The sequence below is a fragment of the Tardiphaga sp. 768_D3_N2_1 genome (genome assembly GCF_052076105.1).
Taxonomy (GTDB): domain Bacteria; phylum Pseudomonadota; class Alphaproteobacteria; order Rhizobiales; family Xanthobacteraceae; genus Tardiphaga.
In genome coordinates this window covers 5513393-5536913 of sequence record NZ_CP197245.1, presented here as the reverse complement: position 1 = coordinate 5536913, position 23521 = coordinate 5513393, and the positions used below count along the sequence as shown (strand labels likewise).

Genomic DNA, 23521 nt, shown 5'->3' with positions numbered 1-23521 from the left:
AGGACGGAGCGCTACGCCGTCGGCTTCGCTTGTCCCACCGGCTTGAACACCTTCTCGACCTTGTCGAGCACCGATAGCGAGCCGAGCGCTACGCCGAAATAGGCGCCATGCAGCAAGAGATCGCCGGCCTCGACGCGCTTCTTCACGAAGGGAAAGGTCATCAGGTTTTCGAGGCTGCGGAACACTGCAGCCTTCTCGATGCGGGTGACGAAATCCTGCATCGATTCATGGTCGCGGATCTCGACGACCTCGCCCGGCTTGGTGAACATCGACATCCAGCGGCCGATGAAGTCGCCCGGCGACAGCGGCGCGGTCTTGTCCACGAAGGCACGGATGCCGCCGCATTGCGCGTGACCGAGAATAACAATGTGCTTCACCTTCAGCACCTGCACGGCATATTCCAGCGCAGCAGAGACGCCATGCGCATTGCCGTCGGGCTGATAGGGCGGCACCAGATTGGCGATGTTTCGCACCACGAACAATTCGCCCGGCGAAGCATCGAAGATGACCTCCGGCGACACCCGCGAGTCGCAGCAGCCGATCACCATTACTTCAGGGAACTGGCCCTTTTCGGACAGCTCGCGGAAGCGCGACTGTTCGGTGGGCAGGCGTTCCGACGAGAAGGTCTGGTAGCCGGAGATGAGTTGCTGCGGAAACGATGCGGTCATGGTTTGCCTCGTCAGCATGATCCCGAAAAGTGGATGCCGGTTTTCGCCGACAAACGGGTTCGTTTGTCGAGGGATCATGCCCAAACAGATGGGTCCCCACGGATAACCATAGGACGCCAGCGCGAACAAGCCTTCCGGGCGGCTGACTGAGATGCTATCGCGAATGCCAACCCATAAGCAGGCACCAAATTTCAGGGAAATACGCCATGATCCGTCCGCGCCGCAGCCATTTGTTCATGCCAGGCTCGAATCCGCGCGCGCTGGAGAAGGCCCGCACCGTACCGGCCGACGGCATTATCCTAGACCTTGAAGACGCCGTGGCGCCGGACGCCAAGGGAACGGCGCGCGATGCCATCGCCCAGACGCTGGCTGCCGGCGGCTTCGGCAAGCGCGAGGTCATCATCCGTATCAATGCGCTGGATTCGCCGTGGTGGATCGACGACGTCACCATGGCCGGCAAGGCCAAGCCGGACGGCATCCTGGTGCCGAAGATCTCCAGCGTGGAGGATCTCTCCGCCGTTGCGGATCGCCTGAGCGACGTTGGCGCCGACATGTCGATCAAGGTCTGGGCCATGATCGAGACTTCGCGCGCCATCCTGCATGCGGAAGAGCTCGCGGCTGCCTCGCGCGATTCCGAGAATCGCCTGGCCGGCTTCGTGTTCGGCCCCAATGATATCGCCCGCGAGACCCGCATCCGCATGATGCCCGGCCGCGCGGCGATGCTTGGCATGATCACCCATTGCGTGCTGGCGACGCGGCTGCATGGTCTCGAAATCCTCGATGGTCCCTACAGCAATTTCAGCGATACCGAGGGTTTCATCGCCGAAGCCGAACAGGGCCGCGACATCGGCTTCGACGGCAAGACGCTGATCCATCCGAGCCAGATCGAGGCGTGCAACAAGGTCTTCACGCCGCCCGCCGACGAAGTCGCCCAGGCCCGCCGCATCATCGCCGCCTTCGAGCAGCCGGAAAATGCCAGCCGCGGCGCGATCCAGCTCGACGGCAAGATGGTCGAGCGCCTGCATGCGGAGATGGCGAAGCGCACAATCGCGATTTCGGACGCGATCGCGGCGATGGGGAACTGACGCGCAGGCGTCATTCCGGGGCGGGATGACAGCGTGAAGTTCGCTTCGCGATGCTCTCAGGTCTATCACCACGTCATGGCCGGGTAGCGCGAAGCGAGCTTCGCTAGATGTCCCGGCCATCCACGCCTTGCTGTGGATGTCGCCAAGACGTGGATACGCGGGACAAGCCCGCGCATGACGACTGAGTATGTCGTGGACCACGGAGCGCCACGTCTCTGCTGATTCAAATTTCAAATAGCCACTGCTCTCCAGACATGCGTCATCACCCCTGTTGTTTGCGGCGCGGAGGCGCCGTCGTCTGTGCATTCCCGCCCCCTTATGAGAGGGCGTGCGGAACGCCGGGTGCCCGTTGCACCCTTGGGCCTGATGCGATGCGGTCTTCCGCAAGTGAGAATGCATCAGGACTTTCGGAAGCGTCAGGCAAGTGCCCAGCGTTCCGCCTGCGGTGTTTTTTCAGCCTGCTTGCGCGTTGCCATGGCGAACGATCCGATCACCAAAATTACAGTCCCAAGGCGAATGGGACAGGGTGCCTCAAGCACTTAAGCCGGACGCGTTTCGATTTGGTCGTCCGTCACACTGTCCAGGGCTGTTTCGATCTCAAGACCGGTCGTCTCCTTGCCAGTGGCAGTGCTGGCGCAGATCCGTCCTGCCCGAAGACAGACGTCACCCATGAACCGCGTAACGCCGCATCTCCGGCGTCCACCGCACCCTGCCCCGCGAACGTGACGATCGCGATCGCCCCTCTCGGTGGGGCAGGACGGAAGGGATAATAGTCCTTGAAGGGATATTGTCAACGGGAGATAGGAAAAAATATTTAACCCGAACCTCTCACTGTCGTCCCCGCGCAGGCGGGGACCCATACACGCTGGAGAACTGGTGAAAGCGTTGTCGTTGAGGCTCTGCCGCTTCAATCACGCTGACCGTGGTTATGGGTCCCCGCCTGCGCGGGGACGACGCGGAGAGGTCTGTGCGGCCATACACTGTCATTCCGGGGCGGCTGCCCGCCTTCGCGCAGACGAACCTCAGCCACTCCAATTGGAGTGGCGGGGAATCCCGACATGTTCAGCGCAAAACACTCGGGGATTCCGGGTTCGCACTTCAGCGGCTTTGCCGCTTTCGTGTGCCCCGGAATGACAGTGGAAACTCAGGGTTCGCGCTCTGCCGGCTTCGCCGGCGACGCGCGCCCCGGAATGACGCAGGAGGCTTGGGCGCTTCGAAAGCCTGGCTCGCCTACCTCTTGCCGACCCGCTCGGTCGCCCAGGCATAAAAGCTTCCCGGCATCGGCGCTTCCTTCCCGCGCCCTTTCGGCGAGATGTGAAAACCCAATATTTCGGGATCGCCGACCAGCGTCGCAAAGTCCGACGGCTCGAAGAACAGCTTTGGCTCCGCGTGAATCGAATAATAAGCCTTCCGCGGTAGCGCGTGATGCTGCGAGCCGTGGCGCTTCGCGAGCGCCGTCAGCGATGCCGGGCCGAAGATCGCGACGCGGACGTCGCTGGCGCGCTTGGTGCTGTCGCGTAGCTTGCGCCATGCGAAAGCAAGGCGATGGCGCAGTGACATCCAGTCCGGCGTCAATTCGTCCTGCCTGATCAGCGCCTCGAACGCTGCAACGATTGGATCATCCGGCGGCAGATACAGCACCGAATTGCCGAGCTGACGTCGCTTCTCCCAGGCGAAATAGGGCTTTGCGGGATCGATCTCGATCGGCTTCAGCAGCAGCACATCCGCATCGAGCCAGAGGCCGAGACCTTCGGCCATCAACCTGATGCGAAAGAAATCGCTGAACTGCAGGGGTGTCCAGCCCACCCATGTGCCGTCGGGAGCAGACGGCCGCAGCCGATCCGCAAAAGCGCGCGGCAGCACGGCTTCCGCATCGGCATTGCTCACGCCATCCGGCAGATCAGCAATGGGTGCGAAACTATAGAGCGTGACGCGGTGACCGGCCTGCACCTGCGAGCGCAGGCACAGCCTGCGCAGCGCATCGAGCGGCCCCTCCCAAAAGGTGACGACGTCAGGAATCACGCGTCACCTTCCGACGTCAGATCAGGCCCAGGCGCGCTCGGTCTTGAGCTTGGACTCGTAGCTGTCGATGGAGGCCTTCTTCTCCATGGTCAGGCCGATATCGTCGAGGCCGTTGAGCAGGCAGTGCTTGCGGAACGGATCGATCTCGAACTTCACCGTGCCGCCGTCAGGACCGCGGATTTCCTGGTTCGGCAGATCGATGGTGATCGTCGCATTGGCGCCGCGTTCGGCGTCATCGAACAGCGCATCGAGATCTTTCTGCGAGACGCGGATCGGCAGCACGCCGTTCTTGAAGCAATTGTTGTAGAAGATGTCGCCGAACGAGGTCGAAATCACGCAGCGGATGCCGAAATCCAGCAGCGCCCAGGGCGCGTGCTCGCGCGACGAACCGCAGCCGAAATTATCGCCCGCGACCATGATCTTGGCGTTGCGATAGGCAGGCTTGTTGAGGACGAAATCCGGGTTCTCGCTGCCGTCATCGAGATAGCGCGCTTCCGAGAACAGACCCTTGCCAAGGCCGGTGCGCTTGATGGTCTTCAGATACTGCTTCGGGATGATCATGTCGGTATCGACATTGATGATCTTCAGCGGCGCCGCGACGCCTTCCAGCGTGGTGAACTTGTCCATGAACGTATCCTCGGATTGGGCGGCCGTTTTAGCCCGATCGGGCGGCCCGTCCAAGGGTGATTTATGCAGGGCTAGTCCGTGACGCCAGCCTCGATCGCCTCCATATCGGCATCCGAGAGGCCGAAATGGTGGCCGATCTCGTGGATCAGCACGTGGCGGACGATATGGCCGAGGGTTTCGTCATGTTCGGCCCAGTAATCCAGGATTGGCCTGCGATACAGCCAGATCATGTTGGGCAACTGCCCGGTATTGTCCTGGCTCTGAAACGGCAGGCCGACGCCCTGGAACAGGCCGAGGAGGTCGAATTCGGTCTCCGCCTGCATCTCCTCCAGCACCTCGTCCGTCGGGAAATCATCGACCCGGATGATCACGCCCTCGCAGAGCTTGCGGAAGTCGTCCGGCAGGAGGGCGAGCATGGCGTGGGCCATGTCCTCCATTTCGGCGAGATCGGGTGCTTTTGCCTGGTGCCACATGGTCCCTGTCTAGCCAATTCCCGTGACATGGCAATGCACCGGTACGGCGCGGTCCCGGCGGTTGACGGGCGGGCGTCAATCGGAGACTTTGCGGCGTTTCCTTTTGAAGCATGATCCCTCGACAAACGAACCCGTTTGTCGGCGAAAACCGGCATCCAGTTTTCGGGATCATGCCCATGGCGGGTTGGGGTGTTAAAATGCGGATCATGATGGCGGCACTGGGATTGGCGGTTGCAGGTCTGGCAACTGTACTTGGCGGCTTGCCAATGGCTGACACCGCACAGGCACAGACGGCCACGCAGCTCGCCCAATCCGACGACAGCGTTCAGCCTCGCCGTGCGCGCCCGCGCGTTCGCATCTATCGCACCCCGGACGAACGCGGTGTCTATCCGAGCTACAATCCCGGTCCGAACGCCGTGCGCGATTGCACCGCCAATCTGGTGCAGGAATATCGCCCGAGCGGCACCGTGATCGTGCCGCGCATGAACTGCTACTGGCGCCGCGGCTAAACGAGAGCGTTTTCACGCGAAGTGGGTACCGGTTCGCATTAAGAAAACGCGTCAAAGCAAAAAACTAGCGGCGCTGCCGCGCGGCGCCGATCAGACCCGCTGCAATCACCATCGCCGAACTGCCATAGACGATGATCGCCATGGCGAGCTGAACTGTCGTGCTTGCCGTGCCGGGCATCACGCCGGGGCCTTGCGACGCCTGCGCGCGTTCGATCCACGGATCCAGAGCGGCGGAGACAAGTGCGAGCGTGACAACAATCGTCGAGATCAAACGCATCATGATGGCCTCCATCATTGCATGATCGAGATACGTGTCGTGCAGCGATTCGGTTTTACAACCACGCCTCCGTCTGGCGCGATGACGCGTATTCGTTCCACCGCTGCGACAGTCCGCCACCGCGTCATATCGCTCACGCAGCATTCACATCGCGTTCACCTCCCGAACCCTAGCGTCATGCACATGGGCGATGATCCATTTGCAGCGTGCATGTTGAGATGCGCGCAGACCTGAGGAGACGACACGTGAACGTAAAGAAAATTCTTGGCTTCGCTGCCATCGCAGGATTGCTGTTCGTCACAGCGCCAACGCAGCAGGCGAACGCCGCTTCGCTGAACGGCCCGGGTATCGCGGCATCGGTTCAGGGCGGCGGCAGCGAGAAGCTGACGACCGAAGTTCAGTATCGTCATCATCACGATCGCGGCTATCGCCCGCATCACGGCATGCGCCGTCACCATGGCTGGCACCGGCCGCATCACGTCCGCCGTCATCATGGCTGGCACCGGCCACACCATGTGCGTCCTCACTGGCGCCACTGAGAATATTTCAAAAATGGAAACAGGCGCACGCAAGTGCGCCTGTTCTCGTTGACGGGATGTTGACCGCGTCCCTCTGTCGCGGGAAATCGCGGTCACCATATGCGTTATGGGTTGAAGGCGACGAAAGACGATCGATGGAAAGCGATCGAGGCAAGGAAGAAACATGAAGAACTGGGTAGGCGCAGCCATGCTGGCTGCAACACTTTCACTGTCAGGCGCATTGAGCAGCGCCCCCGCCATGGCTGACACGCAGGCGACTCACAAGGCTGCGTCGGACAACAAGGCGAAGGCGACGGACTTCAGCGCACAGCGGCGCCATCGCCACTTCCACCACCGCCATTACTACGGCCACCGGCATTACGGGTATCGGAGCTATTACGGCCCGCGTTATGGCTACGGATACGGTTATCGCCCGTACCGCTCCTATTACGGCCCGGCCTATTACGGACGCCCCTATGCCTATCGCCCTGCTTACTACGGCGGATACGGCTATCGGCCCTACGGCTATTACGGCGGCTATCATCCCTATGGCGCCTATGGCTACGGCCCGGGCTTCGGTATCGGCGGCGGTCCGCTCAGCGTCGGCTTCAGCTTCGGCCGCTGGTAAATCCTGACATCACCTGATGACATCGACAGGCGCCCTTTGCGGCGCCTGTTTTTTTCGCGCGCATGACACAGCCTGCCTGCGTCATTCATGACGCGTTCAGATCGGCATCCTTAATTTTCGGTCAAGGCGCGACAACCCACATGACACGACCATGCGCAAACGCACCGTTGGCGCAAGCGAGGACCTGCGCCGTCAGGTTTGCGCGATCGACGTCCCATGCGCTGATCGATGGAGGATGTTTCGATGAGACATGTTCAAGATCGACAATCTGTCCCGAATGCCGAACGAGGTCTTGCGATCAGACAATTCATGACGCGCTCGCTCGGCGTCGCTGCCGCCGCAGCGATGATGATGTCGCTGACGCCACCGGCACGGGCCGTCTCGCTGATCAATCCCGGCGCGGCACCCGCAGCGAAGCAGGCGCATGACGCTTTGTTCACGCAGGTCCAGCATCGCGGTGGACGCGGCGGCGGCGGCGGAGGAGGTTTCCGCGGCGGTGGCGGAGGCGGCGGTCACGCCTTTCATGGCGGAGGCGGAGGCGGATTTCGCGGCGGCGGCATGCCGGCATTTCGGGGTGGCGGTGGCGGCGGAGGCTTCCGTGCCGTAGCGCCTGCGTTTCGCGGCGGCGGCGGAGGCTTTCGTGCCGTCGCACCTGCGTTCCGCGGCGGTGGCGGTTTCCGTCCGGGCCCGGCCTTTGTCGGCGGCGGCTTTCGGCGTGGACCCGTATTCCATGGTGGCTATCGTGGCAGCTATCGTCACTTCGCGCCAGTGCGCTATTATGGTCATCGCCATCACTTCTTCCGACCGCGCTTTTACGGATATTACGGACCGAGCTACTATTACGGCCCGCGCTACTACTACCCGCGACGCTTCTGCCGCATCGTCTGGACCTATTACGGCCCACGCAAGATCTGCCGCTATCGCCCCTGGCATCACCGCCACTGGCACTACCGGCGGCATTACCATCGCTTCCATGCTTATTGGTGAAGTCGACGTTCGCTACCAAACACACCGTCATGGCCGGGCTTGACCCGGCCATCCACGTCTTTGCTTTTTGCCAAGACGTGGATACGCGGGACAAGCCCGCGCATGACGACTGAGTGTTAGTCGCTCACTCACCCAGCTGAAACGCCTCGAAGCGCCCGAGCTCTTCCTCGATGCGCTGCTTCCATTCCTTGCGCGGCGTCTTCGGCTTCGTGCCCTCACCGACCCAGCTCCATTGCTGCATCAGCAATTTGCGCTTCTGCCGATCGGTCTTGAGATCGACGGCCGCCACGATCTTGTCGTCCACCAGCACCGGCAATGCGAAATAGCCGAGCTGGCGCTTCTCCTTCGGCACATAGGCTTCAAAGCGGTGGTCGTGGCCGAAGAACAGATTCGTGCGCTTGCGCTGGATCACCAGGGGATCGAACGGCGACAGCACATGCACCAGCCCCACCTCGCCTTCGCTTCTGTCTTCGAGCGCGACAGGTGTCGTCCAGTGCTCCTGCTTGCCGGCGCCGTCGAGCGCGACGGCCACCAGCTCACCCTTGCGCAACCGCGCCTCGATCAGCTTGCGAATGCCGGCCTTGGAGGGCGCATCGAGATGGCAGATCGAATCGAGGCTGACGATGCCCTGCGAGCGCAGCGCCCGATCGAGCAGATAGGCCAATTTCTCGTTCGCCGACGCTGCCTTCGGCAATTTCTCCCAACCAAAATGGCGCAGCAGAAGATCATAGGTCTTCAGCATGCCCGTGCGCTCGGAAATCGTGAGGTGGCCTTCATAGAACGCCAGTTGCAGCGCCCGCTTCGACGGCTTGCGGCTGGCCCATTCGTGATCCTTCTCGCGCAGCACATCGTCATCGATGTCGCGAATTGACAGCGGACCGGCCTTGGCCAGCCGCATCACCTTGCGCTTGTCCGCGGGCGTTACCGAAGCGAACCAGCCATGGCCCTCGCGGCGATAATATTTCATGTCCGGCACGAAGAAGCCGATATCGTCGGTCGGCACATAAGCGAGCGCATGGGTCCAGTATTCGAACACGCTCTTGTCGTGGGTCTGCGCCTGTTTGAGATCGGCGCGCCTGTAATCGGGAATACGCGAAAACAGGATGTGATGATGGCTGCGCTCGATCACGTTGATCGTGTCGATCTGGACGTAGCCGAGATGCTGCACGGCAGCCTTCACTGCCTCCGCGCCATCACCGAACGGCGCGCGGCTATCCAGCCGCTGCGCCCGCAGCCAGATGCGGCGGGCGGTGGGGATGGAGATGGCCAAGGGTTTTGCGGGAATGCGAGGCATGGCGTGGTGGATCGCTCAAAAGAAAAACGGCCTGCGAGAGCAGGCCGTTGATCTTAGCGCGAATGATATCGAAGCGTAGTCAACAAATCAGTGCCACTCTCTGATATCGACGAAGTGCCCCGCGATCGCAGCCGCAGCCGCCATCGCCGGCGACACCAGATGGGTGCGGCCCTTATGGCCCTGGCGGCCTTCGAAGTTGCGGTTCGAGGTGGCGGCGCAGCGCTCTTCCGGACGCAGCTTGTCGGGGTTCATCGCCAGGCACATGGAACAGCCCGGCTCGCGCCATTCGAAGCCGGCCTTCAGGAATATCTTGTCGAGGCCTTCGGCTTCCGCCTGTTCCTTTACCAGACCCGAGCCCGGCACGATCATGCCCGACACATTGCCGTTGATGGTCTTGCCCTCGACCATCTTCGCGGCGGCGCGCATGTCCTCGATGCGGCCATTGGTGCAGGAACCGATGAAGACGCGATCGATCTTGATGTCGGTGATCTTCGTACCCGCGGTCAGGCCCATATAGGCCAGCGCGCGCTCCTTGGAGAGACGCTTGGCCTCATCCGCGATATCGGCCGGGTTCGGCACCTTGCCGGTGATCGAGATGACGTCCTCGGGCGAGGTGCCCCAGGTGACGATGGGCGGCAGCTTCGCGGCATCGAGACGGATCTCGTGATCGAAATGCGCGCCTTCGTCAGAGCGCAGCGTGTCCCAGTAGCGGACAGCCTGCTCCCACATCTCGCCCTTCGGTGACATCGGGCGACCCTTGAGGAATTCATAGGCCTTCTCGTCGGGCGCGATCAGGCCGGCGCGAGCGCCGCCTTCGATGGACATGTTGCAGACCGTCATGCGGCCTTCCATCGACAGCGAACGGATTGCCTCGCCGGCATATTCCAGCACATAGCCGGTGCCGCCGGCGGTGCCGATCTCGCCGATGATGGCCAGGATGATGTCCTTGCCGGTGACGCCGTCGGGCAATTTGCCATCGACGGTGGCGCGCATGTTCTTCGCCTTCTTCTGGATCAGCGTCTGCGTCGCCAGCACGTGCTCGACTTCCGACGTGCCGATGCCATGCGCCAGCGCACCGAACGCGCCATGCGTCGAGGTGTGGCTATCGCCGCAAACGATCGTCGTTCCCGGCAGTGTGAAGCCCTGCTCGGGGCCGATGACGTGGACGATGCCCTGACGCTTGTCGAACTCGTTGTAATATTCGATGCCGAATTCACGCACGTTCTCGGCCAGCGTGTTGATCTGCTCCGTGCTTTCCGGATCGGGATTGGGCTTGGTGCGATCGGTGGTCGGCACGTTGTGATCGACAACGGCGAGCGTCTTCTCCGGCGCATGCACACGGCGACCGGCGGCGCGCAGACCTTCGAAGGCCTGCGGGCTCGTTACTTCGTGCACCAGATGGCGATCGATATAGAGCAGGCAGGTGCCGTCGGCGGCTTCCTCGACCAGATGGTCGTTCCAGATCTTGTCGTACAGGGTGGTCGGCTTGGATGTTGTCATTTTGCTTGGGCCTGACTTGGAAATTTCTTGGAAACTTCCTGGAAATTTCGAACCTGTTGCGGCTGCCGGGAGATTTGCCGCGCTGGCGGCGCAGGGCACGCAACTGAAGAACGGAAGGCTTAACGCGTGAGATTGCTCACGCGCTTCTAAGCGCGCCCACGATGGAGGTCGTGAAGCGACCGAAGAAGCGACCGGGCAGCCGGCTGTGATCGTCGATGACGATGCGCAAAGCGTGCTGGTGCAGGTCTAGAAACATTCCAGTCATATAGCATTCGGGGAACGCAACGCCAATGCGACAGAGGCATGCGGCATCCGCCCAACAAAAAAGCGCGGCTTGCGCCGCGCTTTTCGTCTCGCACAATTCAATGGTGCGGAAATTACTTGGCAGCGGCCGCAGCTGCGACCTTCGCCGGACGATCGGTCTTCTTCTCGACGATACGGGCCGACTTGCCGCGCAGATCGCGCAGGTAATACAGCTTGGCGCGACGCACCTTGCCGCGACGCACGACCTTGATCGAGTCGATCATCGGGGAGAGCAGCGGGAACACGCGCTCGACACCCTCGCCGTAGGAGATCTTGCGAACGGTGAAGCTCTCATTGATGCCACCGCCGTTGCGGCCGATGCAGACGCCTTCATAGGCCTGCACGCGGGAGCGCTCGCCTTCGACAACCTTCACGTTGACGATGAGGGTGTCGCCGGGACCGAATTCCGGGATCGACTTGGTGGCGGAAAGGCGGTCGAACTGCTCTTTTTCAAGCGTCTGAATTAGGTTCATCGAAATCTCCATCGGCGGCGCGCCCAGACATTGCGCGGGCTGCGCTCGAAACTCTTACCCTGCCATTGCACGGATTTGGCGCTGCTCTACAGGAAAGCGAAGCCGTTGTCACCCGTCTGTGTCACTCACCCGTCGTGATTTTTGGCGGTTTTCGCTTTTTGCCCGATTCTGGCACTTTCGGACGGGCCGCCCATAACTCGGGCCGCCGTGCCGCGGTCAGGGCTTCGGCCTCGGCCAGCCGCCATTTGGCAACCCTGGCGTGGTCTCCTGAAATCAACACATCAGGGATTTCGCGCCCCTCGAAGACCTGCGGACGGGTATATTGCGGGTACTCCAGTAATCCGTCGGAAAAACTTTCGTCGGTTCCAGACGCCAGCTTGCCCATGACCCCCGGCAAAAGCCGCACACAGGCGTCAATCAGCGTCATGGCGGCGATTTCGCCGCCGGACAGCACGTAGTCCCCGATCGAGACTTCCTCGAGCCTTCGGGCATCGATGACGCGCTGGTCGATACCCTCAAAGCGGCCACAGACGATCAGCGGCCCGGCCCCTGCAGCGAGTTCCGCCACCCGGGCCTGGGTCAATGGCCGACCGCGCGGGCTCATGACCAGTCGCGGGCGGTCCCCGGCATCGACCGCATCGATCGCCGCCGCCAGCACGTCCGCCCGCAGCACCATGCCCGGACCGCCGCCCGCCGGCGTGTCATCGACACTGCGATGCTTGTCGGTAGCCGAAGCGCGGATATCGCGCGCCTCCAGCTCCCACAGGCCAGACGCCAGCGCCTTGCCTGCGAGGCTGATGCCGAGCGGCCCCGGAAACATCTCGGGAAACAGCGTCAGCACCGTCGCGCGCCATGGGGCGGATGAAAGATCGGAAGTCATGTCACTCCATCGCGCGTCCGGAGCAAAGCGTCAAACCCCGGCAATATCGGCTCAGGCCGCCGACATCTGTTCGCTGGTGTCACCTGCATCGAAGGCGGCACGGGAGGCCTTGATCTCGGCAAAGCTGCGCTCAGCCCAATCAATCAGGTTCGCCAGTGGAGCCATCGCGGACTGGCCGAGCGGTGATAACCGATATTCGACCGAGGGCGGCTTGGTCGGAAATACGTGACGGGTGATCAGCCCGTCGCGCTGCAGATCGCGCAGGGACTGGGTGAGCATCCGCTTGGAAATATCCGGCACGGCGCGATGCAGCTCGCTGAAACGGCGCGGCTTGGCTGCGAGAGCGACTAGCAGCAACGACGTCCATTTGTCGCCAATGCGATCCAGCACATTGCGGACCGGGCAAGCTTCGGCATCGAAGCCTTGTGCCTGCCATTCGTCGAAGCGGGTGGCCAAAGACGCATCATTTGGCATCGGGAAGCTCCTTCAGATCGGGAACAGGTCACTTCCAGGTAACTCCGAGGTAACCTGGCGAGAAAAACCTGCCTCCTTACGGAAATGGTCTTCGGTCTCTATTCAAGACCTACTGTCAATCAGAGACCATATAGGATCCCACCATGTCGAACCACCGTATTCTTGTCACCGCCGCCGGCGGCCAGCTTGGCCGCCTCACCATCGACGCCCTGCTCAAGCTCGTCCCGGCCAGCCAGATCGTCGCCGGCCTGCGCGATCCGGCCAAAGGCAGCGATCTCGCCGCAAGGGGCGTCACCGTTGTGGCCGCCGACTACAGCAAGCCGGAGACGCTGGACGCAGCCTTCAAGGGCATCGACCGCCTGTTGCTGATCTCGTCGAATGAACTCGGGCAGCGCGTCGCCCAGCACCGCAACGTGATCGACGCCGCAAAGAAAGCCGGCGTGAAGCTGATCGCCTATACCAGCGTGCTGCGCGCGGACACCTCGCCGCTATCGATCGCAAAAGAGCATCTCCCGACGGAAGAGTTGATCCGCGCCTCCGGCATTCCCTTCGCGCTGCTGCGCAACGGCTGGTACACCGAGAACTACACGGCCTCGATCCCTGCCGCATTGGCGCATAATGCGCTGATCAGCAGCGCCCGCGATGGCCGCATCGCATCGGCTTCGCGCGCAGATTATGCAGCAGCGGCTGCAGCCGTGCTGGCGGGAGAAGGTCACGCCGGAAAGATCTATGAACTGGCGGGCGACGAAGCCTTCACGCTGGAGCAGTTCGCAGCGGAGATCACGAAGCAGTCCGGCAAGACTGTTGCTTATGTCCGTCTGCCCGAGGCCGACTTCAAGGCGGCGCTGCTCGGCGCGGGACTGCCGCCAGAACTTGCCGAGCTGATTGCGACGTCGGATACGGCCGCAGCGGACGGCGCATTGTTCGACGACAGCCGCACCCTCGGCAAGCTCATCGGACGGCCGACCACGCCGTTTGCGGCAACGATTGCGGAAGCGCTGAAAGCGTAAGCCTTATGCCGCGGTGGGATCATCGCCGATGATCTCACCGGGCAATTCGATCACGACACGGCCGGCCGCGAGATCGACCGTCGGCACCACCGCATTGGTGAAGGGCAACAGCAGGGTCGCGCCTTCTTGTGGCGCGATCTCGATGATGTCGCCGGCGCCGAAATTATGGATCGCGACGACACGGCCGATCGCATCGCCCGCGGCATTGACCGCAGCGAGACCGATCAGATCGGCGTGGTAATATTCATCGTCTTCGGTATCGGGAAGCGCATCGCGCGCCACATAGAGCTCGACGCCATTGAGGCGCTCGGCGTCTTCACGGGTGGCGACGCCCTTCAGCGTCGCGACCAGATGGCCCTTGGCCTCGCGCACATTATCAACCTCGAAACTCCGCTTGCCGTCCTTGGTGGCAAGCGGGCCGTAGTCGAGCACGGCGAATGGATCTTCGGTGAAGGTCCACAGCCGCACCTGACCGCGCACACCATGCGGCGCGCCGATGCGCGCGACGCAGATTTGCGCGGTGGTCATGCGACCTTACTTGCCGGCTTCAGCAGCCTTGCGCTCCTTGCGCGGCACGGCCTTCTCGGGGTTGTTGCGGGCTTCGCGCTTCTTGACGCCGGCGGCATCGAGGAAGCGAGCCACGCGATCCGACGGCTGCGCGCCCTTGGCGATCCAGGCCTTGGTCTTTTCGAGGTCGAGCTTCAGGCGCAGCTCGTTGTCCTTGGCGAGCAGCGGGTTGAAGTAGCCGAGACGCTCGATGAAGCGGCCATCGCGGGGGAAGCGCGAGTCGGCAACGACGACGTGATAGACGGGGCGCTTCTTGGTGCCTGCGCGAGCGAGGCGGATAACGACGGACATGGGATTCTCCTAAGTGTGTTCGATTTGAATGTGAGTGAATTTGATCGCGTTATTTCTTTTTCCCGAGACCGGGAAAGCCGCCGAGTCCCGGCAGCGTCGGTTTGCCCAGGCCCGACAGGCCCGGGAAATCTTTCGGCAATGACGGCATGCCCTGCGGCAGTCCGCCCGGCATCTTCTCGGCCATCGCCTTCATCTGTTCGGGCGACGGCATGCCGCCGCCACCGAAACCCATGGCCTGCGCGATGCCCGCCATCGGGCCGCGCTTGCCGGAGCCCATGGCCTTCATCATGTCGGCCATGTTCCGGTGCATCTTCAGCACCTTGTTGACTTCCTCGACCTTGAGGCCGGCGCCGGCAGCAATACGCTTCTTGCGGCTGGCCTTGAGGATGTCGGGATTCTTGCGCTCCTGACGAGTCATGGAGTCGATGACCGCGATCTGGCGCTTCACCACGCGGTCATCGAGACCGGCGGAGGCGATCTGGTTCTTCATCTTGGCGATGCCGGGCATCATGCCCATCAGGCCGGAGAGACCGCCCATATTGGTCATCTGGATCAGCTGCTCACGCATGTCGGTGAGATCGAACTGACCCTTGCGCATGCGCTCGGCGGTACGCGCAGCTTTCTCGGCGTCAATGTTCGCAGCAGCGCGCTCGACCAGCGAGACGACGTCGCCCATGCCGAGAATGCGGCCGGCGATACGGCTCGGATGAAAGTCTTCCAGCGCATCGGTCTTTTCACCGGTACCGATCAGCTTGATCGGCTTGCCGGTGACGGCACGCATCGACAATGCGGCGCCACCGCGGCCATCGCCGTCCACGCGCGTCAGCGCGATGCCAGTGAGGCCGACGCGTTCATTGAAGGAGCGCGCGAGATTGACCGCGTCCTGACCGGTCAGCGAGTCCGCGACCAGCAGCACTTCATGCGGATTGGCGACGGCTTTGATCTCGATCGCTTCCGACATCATCTCTTCGTCGAGCGTCGTACGGCCGGCGGTGTCGAGCAGCACGACGTCGTAACCGCCGAGCTTCGCGGCAGACAGCGCGCGCTTGGCGATCTCGGCGGGCTTCTGGCCGGCGACGATCGGCAGCGTCTGAATGTCGAGATCGCGGCCGAGCACCGCGAGCTGCTCCATGGCAGCCGGACGATAGACGTCGAGCGAGGCCATCAGCACCTTGCGCTTGTCGCGCTGGGTGAGACGGCGTGCGAGTTTCGCAGTGGTGGTGGTCTTACCCGAACCCTGCAGACCGACCATCATGATGGCGACGGGCGGGACGGCCTGAAGATCGATGCCGCCTTCGCCGTCGGCGCCGAGGGTGGCGACGAGTTCGTCATGGACGATCTTGACGACCATCTGGCCGGGCGTGACCGACTTGACGACGGTGGCGCCGATCGCCTGTTCGCGCACGCGGTCCGTGAAGCTGCGCACGACGTCGAGCGAGACGTCAGCCTCGAGCAGTGCGCGGCGTACTTCGCGCATCGCGGCATCGACGTCAGCCTCCGACAGCGCGCCGCGCCCGGTGAGCCGGTCGAGAATTCCGCCAAGTCGTTCCGACAGATTGTCGAACATCGCGTACCGCTTCCGAATGCCATCCCAAGGAGATGGCGATGAACCAAACACTTTTGCGCCCGAGGGCGCATCGCGCTGTCGGGCGTTGACCTCCGGTCTCCAGGACCGGTCGGCGGATCGAAAAGAGGACTTTTCGAGAATTGGCGGGGATTTACAGCGCCGGGGCCCGGCGAGTCAAGGAAATACACCCGCGGCGTCACCATCCAAAACGGCAACTTGTTCAAGATAAAGGATATTTTCGGCCAAGGGCGATTAAATTGATAATTGGCAATTGGATTTCCGCGTGAGCTGGCCTAGATGTGAGTGATCGCTCACCTGGGTTCCCCTTTTTCGGCGCCTCACATCATGACCATCACCCGCCGCAAGCTTCTCGCATCCATCGGTGGCCTCGCAGCCACAGTGGGGCTATCGGCCATCTGGGCTTCCCGCATGACCAATTATGACGGCCCCGTCTCCGATCACTTCGACGGCAAGATCTTCTTCGATCCCGATGGAGTGCCGCCCAGGTCGCTTGGTGAAGTGCTGCGCTGGCAATTCGGCGGCGGCCGCACCCGGGAGGTCTGGCCCGACTGGGTCGAGAACGAATTTGCCGACACGCCGCCGGCCAGGGTCGAGGGCACGGGCGTTCGGTTTTGTTACGTCGGTCACGCCAGCTGGCTGATCCAGACCGCCGAGATCAATATCCTGTTCGATCCGGTGTGGTCCGATCGCGTATCGCCATTGTCATTTGCCGGGCCGAAGCGTCACAACGCGCCGGGCATCGCCTTCGACAAACTGCCCAAGATCGACGTCGTGCTGGTGTCGCACGGTCATTACGACCATCTCGATCTTCCGACCCTGTCGAAGCTGTCAGCCAAATTTGCACCGCGCGTGATCACGCCGCTCGGCAATGACGCCACCATGAAAAGCGCCGACAGCACGATCAAGGCCGAGGCCTATGACTGGACAGATCGCGTCGAGCTTGGCGGCGGCCTCGCCGTGACGCTTGTCCCGACGCGGCACTGGACGGCGCGCGGCCTGTTCGATCGCAACAAGTCGTTGTGGGCGAGCTTCGTGCTGGAGACGCCAGCTGGCAAGATCTACATCGTCGGCGACAGCGGCTATGGCGACGGCCTGCACTTCCGTCGCGTGCGCGAGGCCCATGGCGCTATCAGGCTCGCGATCCTGCCGATCGGCGCCTATGAGCCGCGCTGGTTCATGAAAGACCAGCACATGAATCCGGAAGACGCCGTGAAGGCGTTTGCGGATTGCGGCGCGCAGCAGGCGCTGGCCAGTCATCACTCGACGTTCCAGCTCACCGACGAGGCGATTGACGGCCCGGTGAAGGGATTGGCCGCCGCATGCAGCGCGGCGGAATTGCCCAGCGAGAAGTTTATGGCGCTGAAGCCGGGACAGGTGGTGGAGATCTAACGGAGGTCCCCCACCTCTCAGCCGTCATTGCGAGGAGCCCTTGCGACGAAGCAATCCAGCCTTCGCTTGCGGCCCCTGGATTGCCGCGTCGCTTCGCTCCTCGCAATGACGACTGATGGTCCAGCGCGTTACTGCGCCGGCTTGATTTCCCAGGACACGCTGACATTCACGCGCAGCACTTCCTCGCCTTGCGCCACCGGAGCCGATGCCGCATCGGCGCCCATCTTGCGCAACATCATCGGCGCCGGCGCGCTGCCGGAGTCCTCGGAGATGCTGATCGGCGCGCCGAGCTTGACGCCGGCCGCCTTGGCGTAAATCTCCGCCTTGCGCCGCGCATCAGCAACCGCTTCGCTGCGCGCATCGTCGAGCAGTTGCGACGCCTTGGTCACCATGAAATTGATGCCGCCGACCTCATTGGCACCCGAAGCCACCAGCGCGTCGATGGTGCCGGCCACCTTGGTCACGTCGCGCACGCGGATGGTGACGCGGTTGCTGGCGCGATAGCCCGAGATGACATTGGGGCCAGGATTGGGATTGGGACGGGTCTGCTGCGTATATTGCGGAAACAGCGACAGCCGCGATGTCTGCATGTCCTTCTCGGCAATGCCGGCGCTCTTCAGGGCCGCAAGCACCTTGGCCATCGCCGCATTGTTGGCCTCAGCGGCCTCGCGCGCCGTCTTGGCGTCGGTTGTCACGCCGCCATCGACGACAGCGAGATCCGGCGGCACCGAGACGGTGCCTTCGCCGGAGACGGAAATCATCGGCGGTGGATTGACCTGCGCAAGCGCAGGAGTGGCGATGAGCGCAATGCCGAAAACGGCCAGAGTCAGATGATTTTTCATGCCCGATCTCTCGCGACCGTCCAAGGCTTCTTTATGACCAGAGCTTCTTTATCGCTGGCCTTCGCTTCTATTACTTCAGCGGCACATAGACATTGATGACGAGCTTGTCTTCCGCCGTCTTCAGGGGATCGGTCATGTATTCCTCGATGAAGGTGTCTTTCGCTTCCAACTTCTTGTCATCGAGGTGATTGGTGATCGCCTCATAGGTGTTGTCCATATTGTCGTAGGAGCCGCGATGAACGAACTTCAGCGCCTTGCCATCCGGTGACAGACCCATCTTCATCGCCTTCGGCAGGTTCTTCACCTCCTGATCGACCGGGATTTCCGCGAGGAAGGTGAAGCCAGTGTCGTCGGTGGTCGTATAGACGATCATCGGATTGCCCGATGACTTGACGCCCTGTTTGTCGAGCACGGTGGTGATCTGCTTGAACGCATCCATCAGCGTATCGAAGGCCGAATCCCAATTGGCCTTGCCGACGAAGGTCACCATCTGCTTCGGCGACAGCGTGATTTCCTCGCCGAACGGATCGGCAACCTGGACCTGAGGCGCGGCTGGCGTTGCGGGGGCCTGGGCTGCAGCGGGCGGCGTTGCCGGCGCGACTGGGGCCGGCGTCTCCGGTGCGGCGGGAGCGGGAGTGGCGGGAGCCGCTGCCGCCGGAGCTGGTGTGGCGGGTGCGGGCGCGGGCGGCGTCGCCGGGGTGCTTGCCGCTGGCGGCGTGGCGGGTGGAGATTGCGCCCAGGCCGCGGCGTTCAGCGTCAGCGCGGCTGCCGGAATCAGCGCCGCAGTGGCGAGGCGGGACAGGCGAGAACGGGTCATTCGAAGGGTCTCCAGTGACATCCTGCAGCGCAGTGTCCGGCAACATGCGCGATACGGCACCATGGTAACACGCAGCCGCGCCTTTCGTCCCCTCCCCAAATTGCGCAGGGCCATTCAAAACAACCGACACAGAATAGCCGCACTGGTCAATCGGAGCGGCCTCGCCATATAAGGCAGGGACAACGGGACACGACATGAGCGCACTGGCCAACCATTCCTTCGCCAAGATGAACGGCATCGGCAACGAGATCGTCGTGATCGACCTGCGCGATACGGCGTCCGGTATCACGCCGGCCGACGCCCGCGCCGTGGCCACTCCCGAAGGCGTGCCCTATGACCAGTTGATGGTGCTGCAGAAGCCCCGGCTGGCCGGCACCGACGCCTTCGTCTCCATCTACAACAATGACGGCTCCGAAGCTGGCGCCTGCGGCAACGGCATGCGCTGCGTGGCACGCCAGACTTTCGCGGGCGGCGACAAGACGGCGCTCACATTCGAGACCAAGGCCGGCCTGATCAATTGCTGGCAAGGACCGGCGCCGGATCTCTACACGGTGGACATGGGCACGCCGAAGTTCGGCTGGCAGGACATTCCGCTGGCGGAGGAGTTTCGTGACACCCGCGGGATCGAGCTGCAGATCGGCCCGATCGACGCACCGATCCTGCACACGCCGTCAGTCGTGAGCATGGGCAACCCGCACGCAATCTTCTGGGTCGACGATATCCAGGCCTATGACCTCGAGAAGTTCGGGCCATTGCTGGAAAATCACCCGATCTTCCCGGATCGCGCCAATATCACGCTGGCCCATATCGTCGACCGCGATCACATCGTGATGCGCACATGGGAGCGCGGCGCAGGTCTGACCAAGGCCTGTGGTTCCGCAGCTTGCGCAACCGCTGCCGCCGCCGCTCGCCTGCGCCGGACCAATCGCACCGTGCATATGACGCTGCCCGGCGGAGAACTCACCATCGAATGGCGCGAGAGCGACGACCACGTGCTGATGACGGGGCCGGCCGCGTTTGAATATGAGGGCACGTTCGATCCGAAGCTGTTCGCTTCGGTCGCCTGAAGCAAGCCGCGCGCACGAACGGCCGAACTGATCTTCAGTCAGGCACCATAGCCGACAATCCATTTTGTATTGCCACGCCCTTTTATTCAACTTTTAGTTGTGATACACCGATCCAGCGCGTGGGGAGGTGGACATGCCGTCAGTCATTCGCGTCAATTTCGCAGACCACAGCAGTAGCGGGCCAGGTACGACGGCAGCATCGGCCGCCGCGGGCGGCATGCCGACCTACGAACTGAAATTTCTCAATAACACTGCTGCGACACAGACATTTGTCTGCTTCCAGTCCAGCCAGAACCCGCCTTCCGGGCTTGTCCCAGCCTGGTTCGCCATGCGGGTCAGCCCGAGGACGCAATTGCTCTTTTCCTGGCAACAGACTTATGACTTCGTCTGGATGGAGAGCGGCAAGCTTGCGCCGGGCATCACATTCGCTGCAATCGAGGTCCTTCCGGCGACACTGCCGGCCAGCAGCCTCGTGACATTGACCTATGGCAGCGGGGCCTTTGGCTTCATCGACCAGCGGCAGGGGCGCAGCGACTCCCTGATGATCACATGCGACGGGACGGTTCCAACGGACACGGCAAGCGTCGGCATCGGCATGGCCGGGGCGGCGACCGAGGTCATGCAGGCCGCACCGAACATGACATTCACCTTCGCGCCGACGGCGAGATACTGGATGACGCTCGCTGATGTCGTGCAGGGCGAAATCTTCGATCCGTCCAAGCTGGTGCCCGTCGTGCCATTGGTCTTCGAACCGAACGTGTATGCACTCACCGCCACGTTAAACCCCGATGGCACGGTGACAGTTCAGAACGGCGTCGCCGCATGAGCATGGCCTGTCATCGCGCGGCTGATGCCGCGCTATACCGGCGCGTTACTCCCCGTTCCAGCCACATGCCTTGAGCCGTTCATGCAGATGCGGCGGGGCCGGCGCAACGACGCGGATCGGGTCCTTGTTGCGCGAGATCGGAATCACGATCTCGCGGGCATGCAGATGCAGCGTCGGTTCGCCGAAGCGCGGCCCATTGCCATAGATATTGTCGCCAACGATCGGATAGCCCGACGCCGACGTATGCACGCGCAGCTGATGCGTGCGACCGGTGACCGGCTCCAGCGCCAGCCAGCTCATGCCGCCGCCGCGGCCCAGCACGGTGAAGTTCGAGACCGATTTCAATCCTTCCGGATCCGGTTTCATCCACCAGCCCCGATCGGCATTGAGCCGCCCGAGTGGCATGTCGATCACGCCCGAATCTTCAGCAGGCCCGCCCTCGACCACCGCCCAATAGGTCTTCTGGATACGGCTGTGCTTGAACAGCAGGCCGAGCGACGCCGTCGCCTTGCGATGCCGCCCCAGCACCAGGCAGCCCGACGTGTCGCGATCGAGCCGATGCGCCAGCACCGGCGGGCGCGGCAGGCCATATTGAAGGAACTTGAAGGAATTCTCCAAATTCGGCCCACCTTTGGGGCCACGATGCACCGGCAGGCCGGCCGGCTTGTCGATGACCAGCATCAGCCCGTCCCGGTGCAGCACCCGCGACAGGATGTCGGCTTCGGTCAGATCGCCGACGAGGGCAGGCTCGACGACCGCAATCGGCAGGGCGTCGACGTCACTTTCACTGGCATTACTTTGATTCATGGCGCGAAACGGCTAACACACCCTCCACATGAGCGACACTCCCCAAACGCCAAAACAGAGCTGGTGGCGACGGCTCTCCGACGGCCTGAAGCGCACCTCGAGCTCGATCGGCTCGGCGGTCGCCGACCTCGTGACCAAGCGCAAGCTCGACCGCGCGATGCTCGAGGACATCGAGGACGTGCTGCTGCGCGCTGACCTCGGTACCGATGTCGCGGCGCGGATTTCCGCCGCCGTCGGCCATGGCCGCTATGACAAGGCGATCTCCGCCGACGAGGTCAAAACCGTGGTGGCCACCGAGGTCGAGAAAGTGCTCTCGACGGTCGCCAGGCCGCTGGTGATAGACACAGCGCACAAGCCGTTCGTGATCCTTGTGGTCGGCGTCAACGGTTCCGGCAAGACCACCACCATCGGCAAGCTTGCCTCGAAATTTCAATCCGAAGGCCGCAAGGTCATGCTCGCCGCCGGCGACACGTTTCGCGCCGCCGCCATCGAGCAGCTCAAGGTCTGGGGCGAGCGCAACAAGGTGCCGGTCATCGCCGGCGCGCAGGGTTCGGATTCCGCGAGCCTCGCCTTTACCGCCGTCACAGCAGCCCGCGACGACAATCGCGACGTGCTCCTGATCGACACCGCCGGCCGGCTGCAGAACAAGACCGAGCTGATGGTCGAGCTCGAGAAGGTCGTGCGCGTCATCAAAAAGGTCGATACCACGGCGCCGCATGCGGTACTGCTGGTGCTCGACGCCACGGTGGGACAAAACGCGCTGTCGCAAGTCGACGCGTTTCATCGTACGGCTGGCGTCACCGGCCTGGTGATGACCAAGCTCGATGGCACCGCGCGCGGTGGCATCCTCGTGGCGCTGTCCGAGAAGTACAAATTGCCGGTCCATTTCATCGGCGTCGGCGAAGGCATCGACGATCTCGCGCCTTTCACCGCCAAAGATTTCGCGCAGGCGATTGCAGGAATTGAAAGCTGACATGAGTGATGTGATCGACAAGAAGCAGCCGCACCCGCTGTTCAAGCTCGCTACCGAGCTCGGCCCGCTGATCGTGTTCTTCGTCGCCAATGCCAAGTTCAACCTGTTCGTGGCCACCGGCGCCTTCATGGTGGCGATCGTCGCGGCGATGATCGCGTCCTATGTCGTGGTCAGGCACGTGCCGATCATGGCGCTCGTGACGGCCGTGATCGTGCTGGTGTTCGGCACGCTGACGCTGGTGCTGCATGACGAGACCTTCATCAAGGTCAAGCCAACTATCATCTACGGCCTGTTCGCGGCGATCCTCGGCGGCGGCCTGTTGTTCGGCCGCTCCTTCATCGCCATCATGTTCGACCAGATGTTCAATCTCACGCATGAAGGCTGGCGTGCGCTGACGAAGCGCTGGGCGCTGTTCTTCCTGGCCATGGCACTTCTGAACGAAGCGATCTGGCGCACCCAGAGCACCGATTTCTGGGTGGCCTTTAAGGCGTTCGGCGTGATCCCGCTGACCATGGTCTTCGCGGTGGCGCAGATGCCGCTGATCAAGCGCTATAGCATCGAACCGGCGACGCTCGCGGAGAGTGCGGCCGATGAAGGCGATATCAGCAAATAAACCAGCCGCACGT

The 23521-nt window shown here is 62.6% G+C and carries 27 protein-coding genes; 11 read left to right on the top strand and 16 right to left on the bottom strand.

Going from position 1 to position 23521, the window contains the following annotated elements; all coding sequences use genetic code 11:
* Positions 1–11 precede the first annotated feature (11 nt).
* The gene (locus AB8A27_RS26075; RefSeq protein ID WP_441244377.1) at positions 12–668 is read right to left on the bottom strand and encodes a carbonic anhydrase; all 657 of its coding nucleotides are present in this window, start codon (positions 666–668) and stop codon (positions 12–14) included.
* A 206-nt stretch (positions 669–874) separates the two neighbouring features.
* Between AB8A27_RS26075 and AB8A27_RS26070 the strand changes: the two genes are divergently transcribed.
* The gene (locus tag AB8A27_RS26070; RefSeq protein ID WP_441244376.1) at positions 875–1753 is read left to right on the top strand and encodes an HpcH/HpaI aldolase/citrate lyase family protein; all 879 of its coding nucleotides are present in this window, start codon (positions 875–877) and stop codon (positions 1751–1753) included.
* A gap of 1230 nt (positions 1754–2983) precedes the next feature.
* Here the strand turns inward: AB8A27_RS26070 and AB8A27_RS26065 are convergent.
* The 3 genes from AB8A27_RS26065 to AB8A27_RS26055 form a co-directional block, all read right to left on the bottom strand.
* On the bottom strand, positions 2984–3775 hold the full coding sequence (locus AB8A27_RS26065; protein ID WP_441244375.1) for a hypothetical protein: 792 nt from the start codon (positions 3773–3775) through the stop codon (positions 2984–2986).
* Between the two features lie 21 nt (positions 3776–3796).
* Positions 3797–4402 carry a 3-isopropylmalate dehydratase small subunit gene (gene leuD / locus AB8A27_RS26060; RefSeq protein WP_092140665.1) on the bottom strand — a complete coding sequence of 202 codons (606 nt, stop codon included), beginning with the start codon at positions 4400–4402 and terminating at the stop codon, positions 3797–3799.
* Between the two features lie 71 nt (positions 4403–4473).
* On the bottom strand, positions 4474–4875 hold the full coding sequence (locus tag AB8A27_RS26055; RefSeq protein ID WP_441244374.1) for a metallopeptidase family protein: 402 nt from the start codon (positions 4873–4875) through the stop codon (positions 4474–4476).
* Between the two features lie 197 nt (positions 4876–5072).
* Between AB8A27_RS26055 and AB8A27_RS26050 the strand changes: the two genes are divergently transcribed.
* Positions 5073–5384: a hypothetical protein gene (locus AB8A27_RS26050; RefSeq protein WP_441244373.1), complete on the top strand. Its 312-nt coding sequence runs from the start codon at positions 5073–5075 to the stop codon at positions 5382–5384.
* A gap of 64 nt (positions 5385–5448) precedes the next feature.
* Here AB8A27_RS26050 and AB8A27_RS26045 read toward each other — a convergent pair whose 3' ends face one another.
* The gene (locus tag AB8A27_RS26045; protein WP_441244372.1) at positions 5449–5664 is read right to left on the bottom strand and encodes a hypothetical protein; all 216 of its coding nucleotides are present in this window, start codon (positions 5662–5664) and stop codon (positions 5449–5451) included.
* A 242-nt stretch (positions 5665–5906) separates the two neighbouring features.
* On the opposite strand from AB8A27_RS26045, the gene AB8A27_RS26040 reads away from it, so the two are divergent.
* From AB8A27_RS26040 to AB8A27_RS26030, 3 genes are all read left to right on the top strand, one after another.
* On the top strand, positions 5907–6200 hold the full coding sequence (locus AB8A27_RS26040) for a hypothetical protein (protein WP_441244371.1): 294 nt from the start codon (positions 5907–5909) through the stop codon (positions 6198–6200).
* Positions 6201–6363: 163 nt separating this feature from the next.
* Positions 6364–6807 carry a hypothetical protein gene (locus AB8A27_RS26035; protein ID WP_441244370.1) on the top strand — a complete coding sequence of 148 codons (444 nt, stop codon included), beginning with the start codon at positions 6364–6366 and terminating at the stop codon, positions 6805–6807.
* A 309-nt stretch (positions 6808–7116) separates the two neighbouring features.
* Positions 7117–7794, top strand: a complete 678-nt coding sequence (locus tag AB8A27_RS26030; protein ID WP_441244369.1) for a hypothetical protein — start codon at positions 7117–7119, stop codon at positions 7792–7794.
* A gap of 124 nt (positions 7795–7918) precedes the next feature.
* On the opposite strand, the gene AB8A27_RS26025 is transcribed toward AB8A27_RS26030, so the two are convergent.
* The 5 genes from AB8A27_RS26025 to AB8A27_RS26005 form a co-directional block, all read right to left on the bottom strand.
* Entirely contained in the window at positions 7919–9088 is a 1170-nt protein-coding gene (locus AB8A27_RS26025) for a winged helix-turn-helix domain-containing protein (RefSeq protein ID WP_441244368.1), read from the bottom strand.
* Between the two features lie 87 nt (positions 9089–9175).
* Positions 9176–10588, bottom strand: coding sequence for a 3-isopropylmalate dehydratase large subunit (leuC, locus tag AB8A27_RS26020; RefSeq protein WP_441244367.1), 1413 nt, complete (start codon positions 10586–10588; stop codon positions 9176–9178).
* Between the two features lie 377 nt (positions 10589–10965).
* Positions 10966–11364, bottom strand: a complete 399-nt coding sequence (gene rplS / locus AB8A27_RS26015; RefSeq protein ID WP_092141905.1) for a 50S ribosomal protein L19 — start codon at positions 11362–11364, stop codon at positions 10966–10968.
* Positions 11365–11485: 121 nt separating this feature from the next.
* Positions 11486–12244 (bottom strand): tRNA (guanosine(37)-N1)-methyltransferase TrmD, encoded by a 759-nt coding sequence (gene trmD / locus AB8A27_RS26010; RefSeq protein WP_441244366.1) that lies wholly within the window; start codon positions 12242–12244, stop codon positions 11486–11488.
* A gap of 51 nt (positions 12245–12295) precedes the next feature.
* Positions 12296–12718 (bottom strand): winged helix-turn-helix transcriptional regulator, encoded by a 423-nt coding sequence (locus AB8A27_RS26005; protein WP_441244365.1) that lies wholly within the window; start codon positions 12716–12718, stop codon positions 12296–12298.
* A 143-nt stretch (positions 12719–12861) separates the two neighbouring features.
* Here AB8A27_RS26005 and AB8A27_RS26000 point away from each other — a divergent pair, with 143 nt between their 5' ends.
* Complete coding sequence (locus AB8A27_RS26000) at positions 12862–13728, top strand: SDR family oxidoreductase (protein WP_441244364.1); 867 nt, start codon at positions 12862–12864, stop codon at positions 13726–13728.
* Between the two features lie 3 nt (positions 13729–13731).
* On the opposite strand, the gene rimM is transcribed toward AB8A27_RS26000, so the two are convergent.
* From rimM to ffh, 3 genes are read right to left on the bottom strand one after another with little or no spacing between them, the layout of a single operon-like run.
* Positions 13732–14256, bottom strand: a complete 525-nt coding sequence (gene rimM, locus AB8A27_RS25995; RefSeq protein WP_441244363.1) for a ribosome maturation factor RimM — start codon at positions 14254–14256, stop codon at positions 13732–13734.
* A 6-nt stretch (positions 14257–14262) separates the two neighbouring features.
* Positions 14263–14586, bottom strand: a complete 324-nt coding sequence (rpsP, locus tag AB8A27_RS25990) for a 30S ribosomal protein S16 (RefSeq protein ID WP_441244362.1) — start codon at positions 14584–14586, stop codon at positions 14263–14265.
* Between the two features lie 49 nt (positions 14587–14635).
* Positions 14636–16153 carry a signal recognition particle protein gene (gene ffh, locus AB8A27_RS25985; RefSeq protein WP_441244361.1) on the bottom strand — a complete coding sequence of 506 codons (1518 nt, stop codon included), beginning with the start codon at positions 16151–16153 and terminating at the stop codon, positions 14636–14638.
* A gap of 345 nt (positions 16154–16498) precedes the next feature.
* Between ffh and AB8A27_RS25980 the strand changes: the two genes are divergently transcribed.
* The gene (locus AB8A27_RS25980; RefSeq protein ID WP_441244360.1) at positions 16499–17563 is read left to right on the top strand and encodes an MBL fold metallo-hydrolase; all 1065 of its coding nucleotides are present in this window, start codon (positions 16499–16501) and stop codon (positions 17561–17563) included.
* 128 nt (positions 17564–17691) lie between these two features.
* Here AB8A27_RS25980 and AB8A27_RS25975 read toward each other — a convergent pair whose 3' ends face one another.
* Both AB8A27_RS25975 and AB8A27_RS25970 read right to left on the bottom strand, forming a co-directional pair.
* A complete protein-coding gene (locus AB8A27_RS25975) occupies positions 17692–18405 on the bottom strand; it encodes an SIMPL domain-containing protein (protein WP_441244359.1) in 714 nt (237 codons plus the stop codon).
* Between the two features lie 70 nt (positions 18406–18475).
* The gene (locus tag AB8A27_RS25970; protein ID WP_441244358.1) at positions 18476–19222 is read right to left on the bottom strand and encodes a GyrI-like domain-containing protein; all 747 of its coding nucleotides are present in this window, start codon (positions 19220–19222) and stop codon (positions 18476–18478) included.
* 194 nt (positions 19223–19416) lie between these two features.
* On the opposite strand from AB8A27_RS25970, the gene dapF reads away from it, so the two are divergent.
* Together dapF and AB8A27_RS25960 are read left to right on the top strand one after the other, a co-directional pair.
* Positions 19417–20289, top strand: a complete 873-nt coding sequence (gene dapF / locus AB8A27_RS25965; protein ID WP_441244357.1) for a diaminopimelate epimerase — start codon at positions 19417–19419, stop codon at positions 20287–20289.
* A gap of 133 nt (positions 20290–20422) precedes the next feature.
* Positions 20423–21115, top strand: a complete 693-nt coding sequence (locus tag AB8A27_RS25960; protein ID WP_441244356.1) for a hypothetical protein — start codon at positions 20423–20425, stop codon at positions 21113–21115.
* Positions 21116–21160: 45 nt separating this feature from the next.
* On the opposite strand, the gene AB8A27_RS25955 is transcribed toward AB8A27_RS25960, so the two are convergent.
* Complete coding sequence (locus tag AB8A27_RS25955) at positions 21161–21796, bottom strand: RluA family pseudouridine synthase (protein WP_441245031.1); 636 nt, start codon at positions 21794–21796, stop codon at positions 21161–21163.
* Between the two features lie 154 nt (positions 21797–21950).
* Here AB8A27_RS25955 and ftsY point away from each other — a divergent pair, with 154 nt between their 5' ends.
* A complete protein-coding gene (ftsY, locus tag AB8A27_RS25950; protein WP_441244355.1) occupies positions 21951–22895 on the top strand; it encodes a signal recognition particle-docking protein FtsY in 945 nt (314 codons plus the stop codon).
* Positions 22896–22908: 13 nt separating this feature from the next.
* Positions 22909–23508 (top strand): septation protein A, encoded by a 600-nt coding sequence (locus AB8A27_RS25945; protein ID WP_441245030.1) that lies wholly within the window; start codon positions 22909–22911, stop codon positions 23506–23508.
* Positions 23509–23521 lie beyond the last annotated feature (13 nt).

What these genes read in the sequence shown, in the direction of transcription:
- AB8A27_RS26005 (WP_441244365.1), bottom strand. Translation starts at nt 12,718, where the DNA reads ATGCCAAATGATGCGTCTTTGGCCACCCGCTTCGACGAATGGCAGGCA.
- AB8A27_RS26070 (WP_441244376.1), top strand. Translation starts at nt 875, where the DNA reads ATGATCCGTCCGCGCCGCAGCCATTTGTTCATGCCAGGCTCGAATCCG.
- AB8A27_RS25960 (WP_441244356.1), top strand. Translation starts at nt 20,423, where the DNA reads ATGCCGTCAGTCATTCGCGTCAATTTCGCAGACCACAGCAGTAGCGGG.
- trmD (WP_441244366.1), bottom strand. Translation starts at nt 12,244, where the DNA reads ATGACTTCCGATCTTTCATCCGCCCCATGGCGCGCGACGGTGCTGACG.
- ffh (WP_441244361.1), bottom strand. Translation starts at nt 16,153, where the DNA reads ATGTTCGACAATCTGTCGGAACGACTTGGCGGAATTCTCGACCGGCTC.
- AB8A27_RS26035 (WP_441244370.1), top strand. Translation starts at nt 6,364, where the DNA reads ATGAAGAACTGGGTAGGCGCAGCCATGCTGGCTGCAACACTTTCACTG.
- AB8A27_RS25975 (WP_441244359.1), bottom strand. Translation starts at nt 18,405, where the DNA reads ATGAAAAATCATCTGACTCTGGCCGTTTTCGGCATTGCGCTCATCGCC.
- AB8A27_RS26075 (WP_441244377.1), bottom strand. Translation starts at nt 668, where the DNA reads ATGACCGCATCGTTTCCGCAGCAACTCATCTCCGGCTACCAGACCTTC.
- leuC (WP_441244367.1), bottom strand. Translation starts at nt 10,588, where the DNA reads ATGACAACATCCAAGCCGACCACCCTGTACGACAAGATCTGGAACGAC.
- AB8A27_RS25970 (WP_441244358.1), bottom strand. Translation starts at nt 19,222, where the DNA reads ATGACCCGTTCTCGCCTGTCCCGCCTCGCCACTGCGGCGCTGATTCCG.
- AB8A27_RS26055 (WP_441244374.1), bottom strand. Translation starts at nt 4,875, where the DNA reads ATGTGGCACCAGGCAAAAGCACCCGATCTCGCCGAAATGGAGGACATG.
- AB8A27_RS25955 (WP_441245031.1), bottom strand. Translation starts at nt 21,796, where the DNA reads ATGCTGGTCATCGACAAGCCGGCCGGCCTGCCGGTGCATCGTGGCCCC.
- dapF (WP_441244357.1), top strand. Translation starts at nt 19,417, where the DNA reads ATGAGCGCACTGGCCAACCATTCCTTCGCCAAGATGAACGGCATCGGC.
- AB8A27_RS26050 (WP_441244373.1), top strand. Translation starts at nt 5,073, where the DNA reads ATGCGGATCATGATGGCGGCACTGGGATTGGCGGTTGCAGGTCTGGCA.
- AB8A27_RS26030 (WP_441244369.1), top strand. Translation starts at nt 7,117, where the DNA reads ATGACGCGCTCGCTCGGCGTCGCTGCCGCCGCAGCGATGATGATGTCG.
- rimM (WP_441244363.1), bottom strand. Translation starts at nt 14,256, where the DNA reads ATGACCACCGCGCAAATCTGCGTCGCGCGCATCGGCGCGCCGCATGGT.
- AB8A27_RS26025 (WP_441244368.1), bottom strand. Translation starts at nt 9,088, where the DNA reads ATGCCTCGCATTCCCGCAAAACCCTTGGCCATCTCCATCCCCACCGCC.
- rplS (WP_092141905.1), bottom strand. Translation starts at nt 11,364, where the DNA reads ATGAACCTAATTCAGACGCTTGAAAAAGAGCAGTTCGACCGCCTTTCC.
- rpsP (WP_441244362.1), bottom strand. Translation starts at nt 14,586, where the DNA reads ATGTCCGTCGTTATCCGCCTCGCTCGCGCAGGCACCAAGAAGCGCCCC.
- AB8A27_RS25980 (WP_441244360.1), top strand. Translation starts at nt 16,499, where the DNA reads ATGACCATCACCCGCCGCAAGCTTCTCGCATCCATCGGTGGCCTCGCA.
- ftsY (WP_441244355.1), top strand. Translation starts at nt 21,951, where the DNA reads ATGAGCGACACTCCCCAAACGCCAAAACAGAGCTGGTGGCGACGGCTC.
- AB8A27_RS26045 (WP_441244372.1), bottom strand. Translation starts at nt 5,664, where the DNA reads ATGATGCGTTTGATCTCGACGATTGTTGTCACGCTCGCACTTGTCTCC.
- AB8A27_RS26000 (WP_441244364.1), top strand. Translation starts at nt 12,862, where the DNA reads ATGTCGAACCACCGTATTCTTGTCACCGCCGCCGGCGGCCAGCTTGGC.
- leuD (WP_092140665.1), bottom strand. Translation starts at nt 4,402, where the DNA reads ATGGACAAGTTCACCACGCTGGAAGGCGTCGCGGCGCCGCTGAAGATC.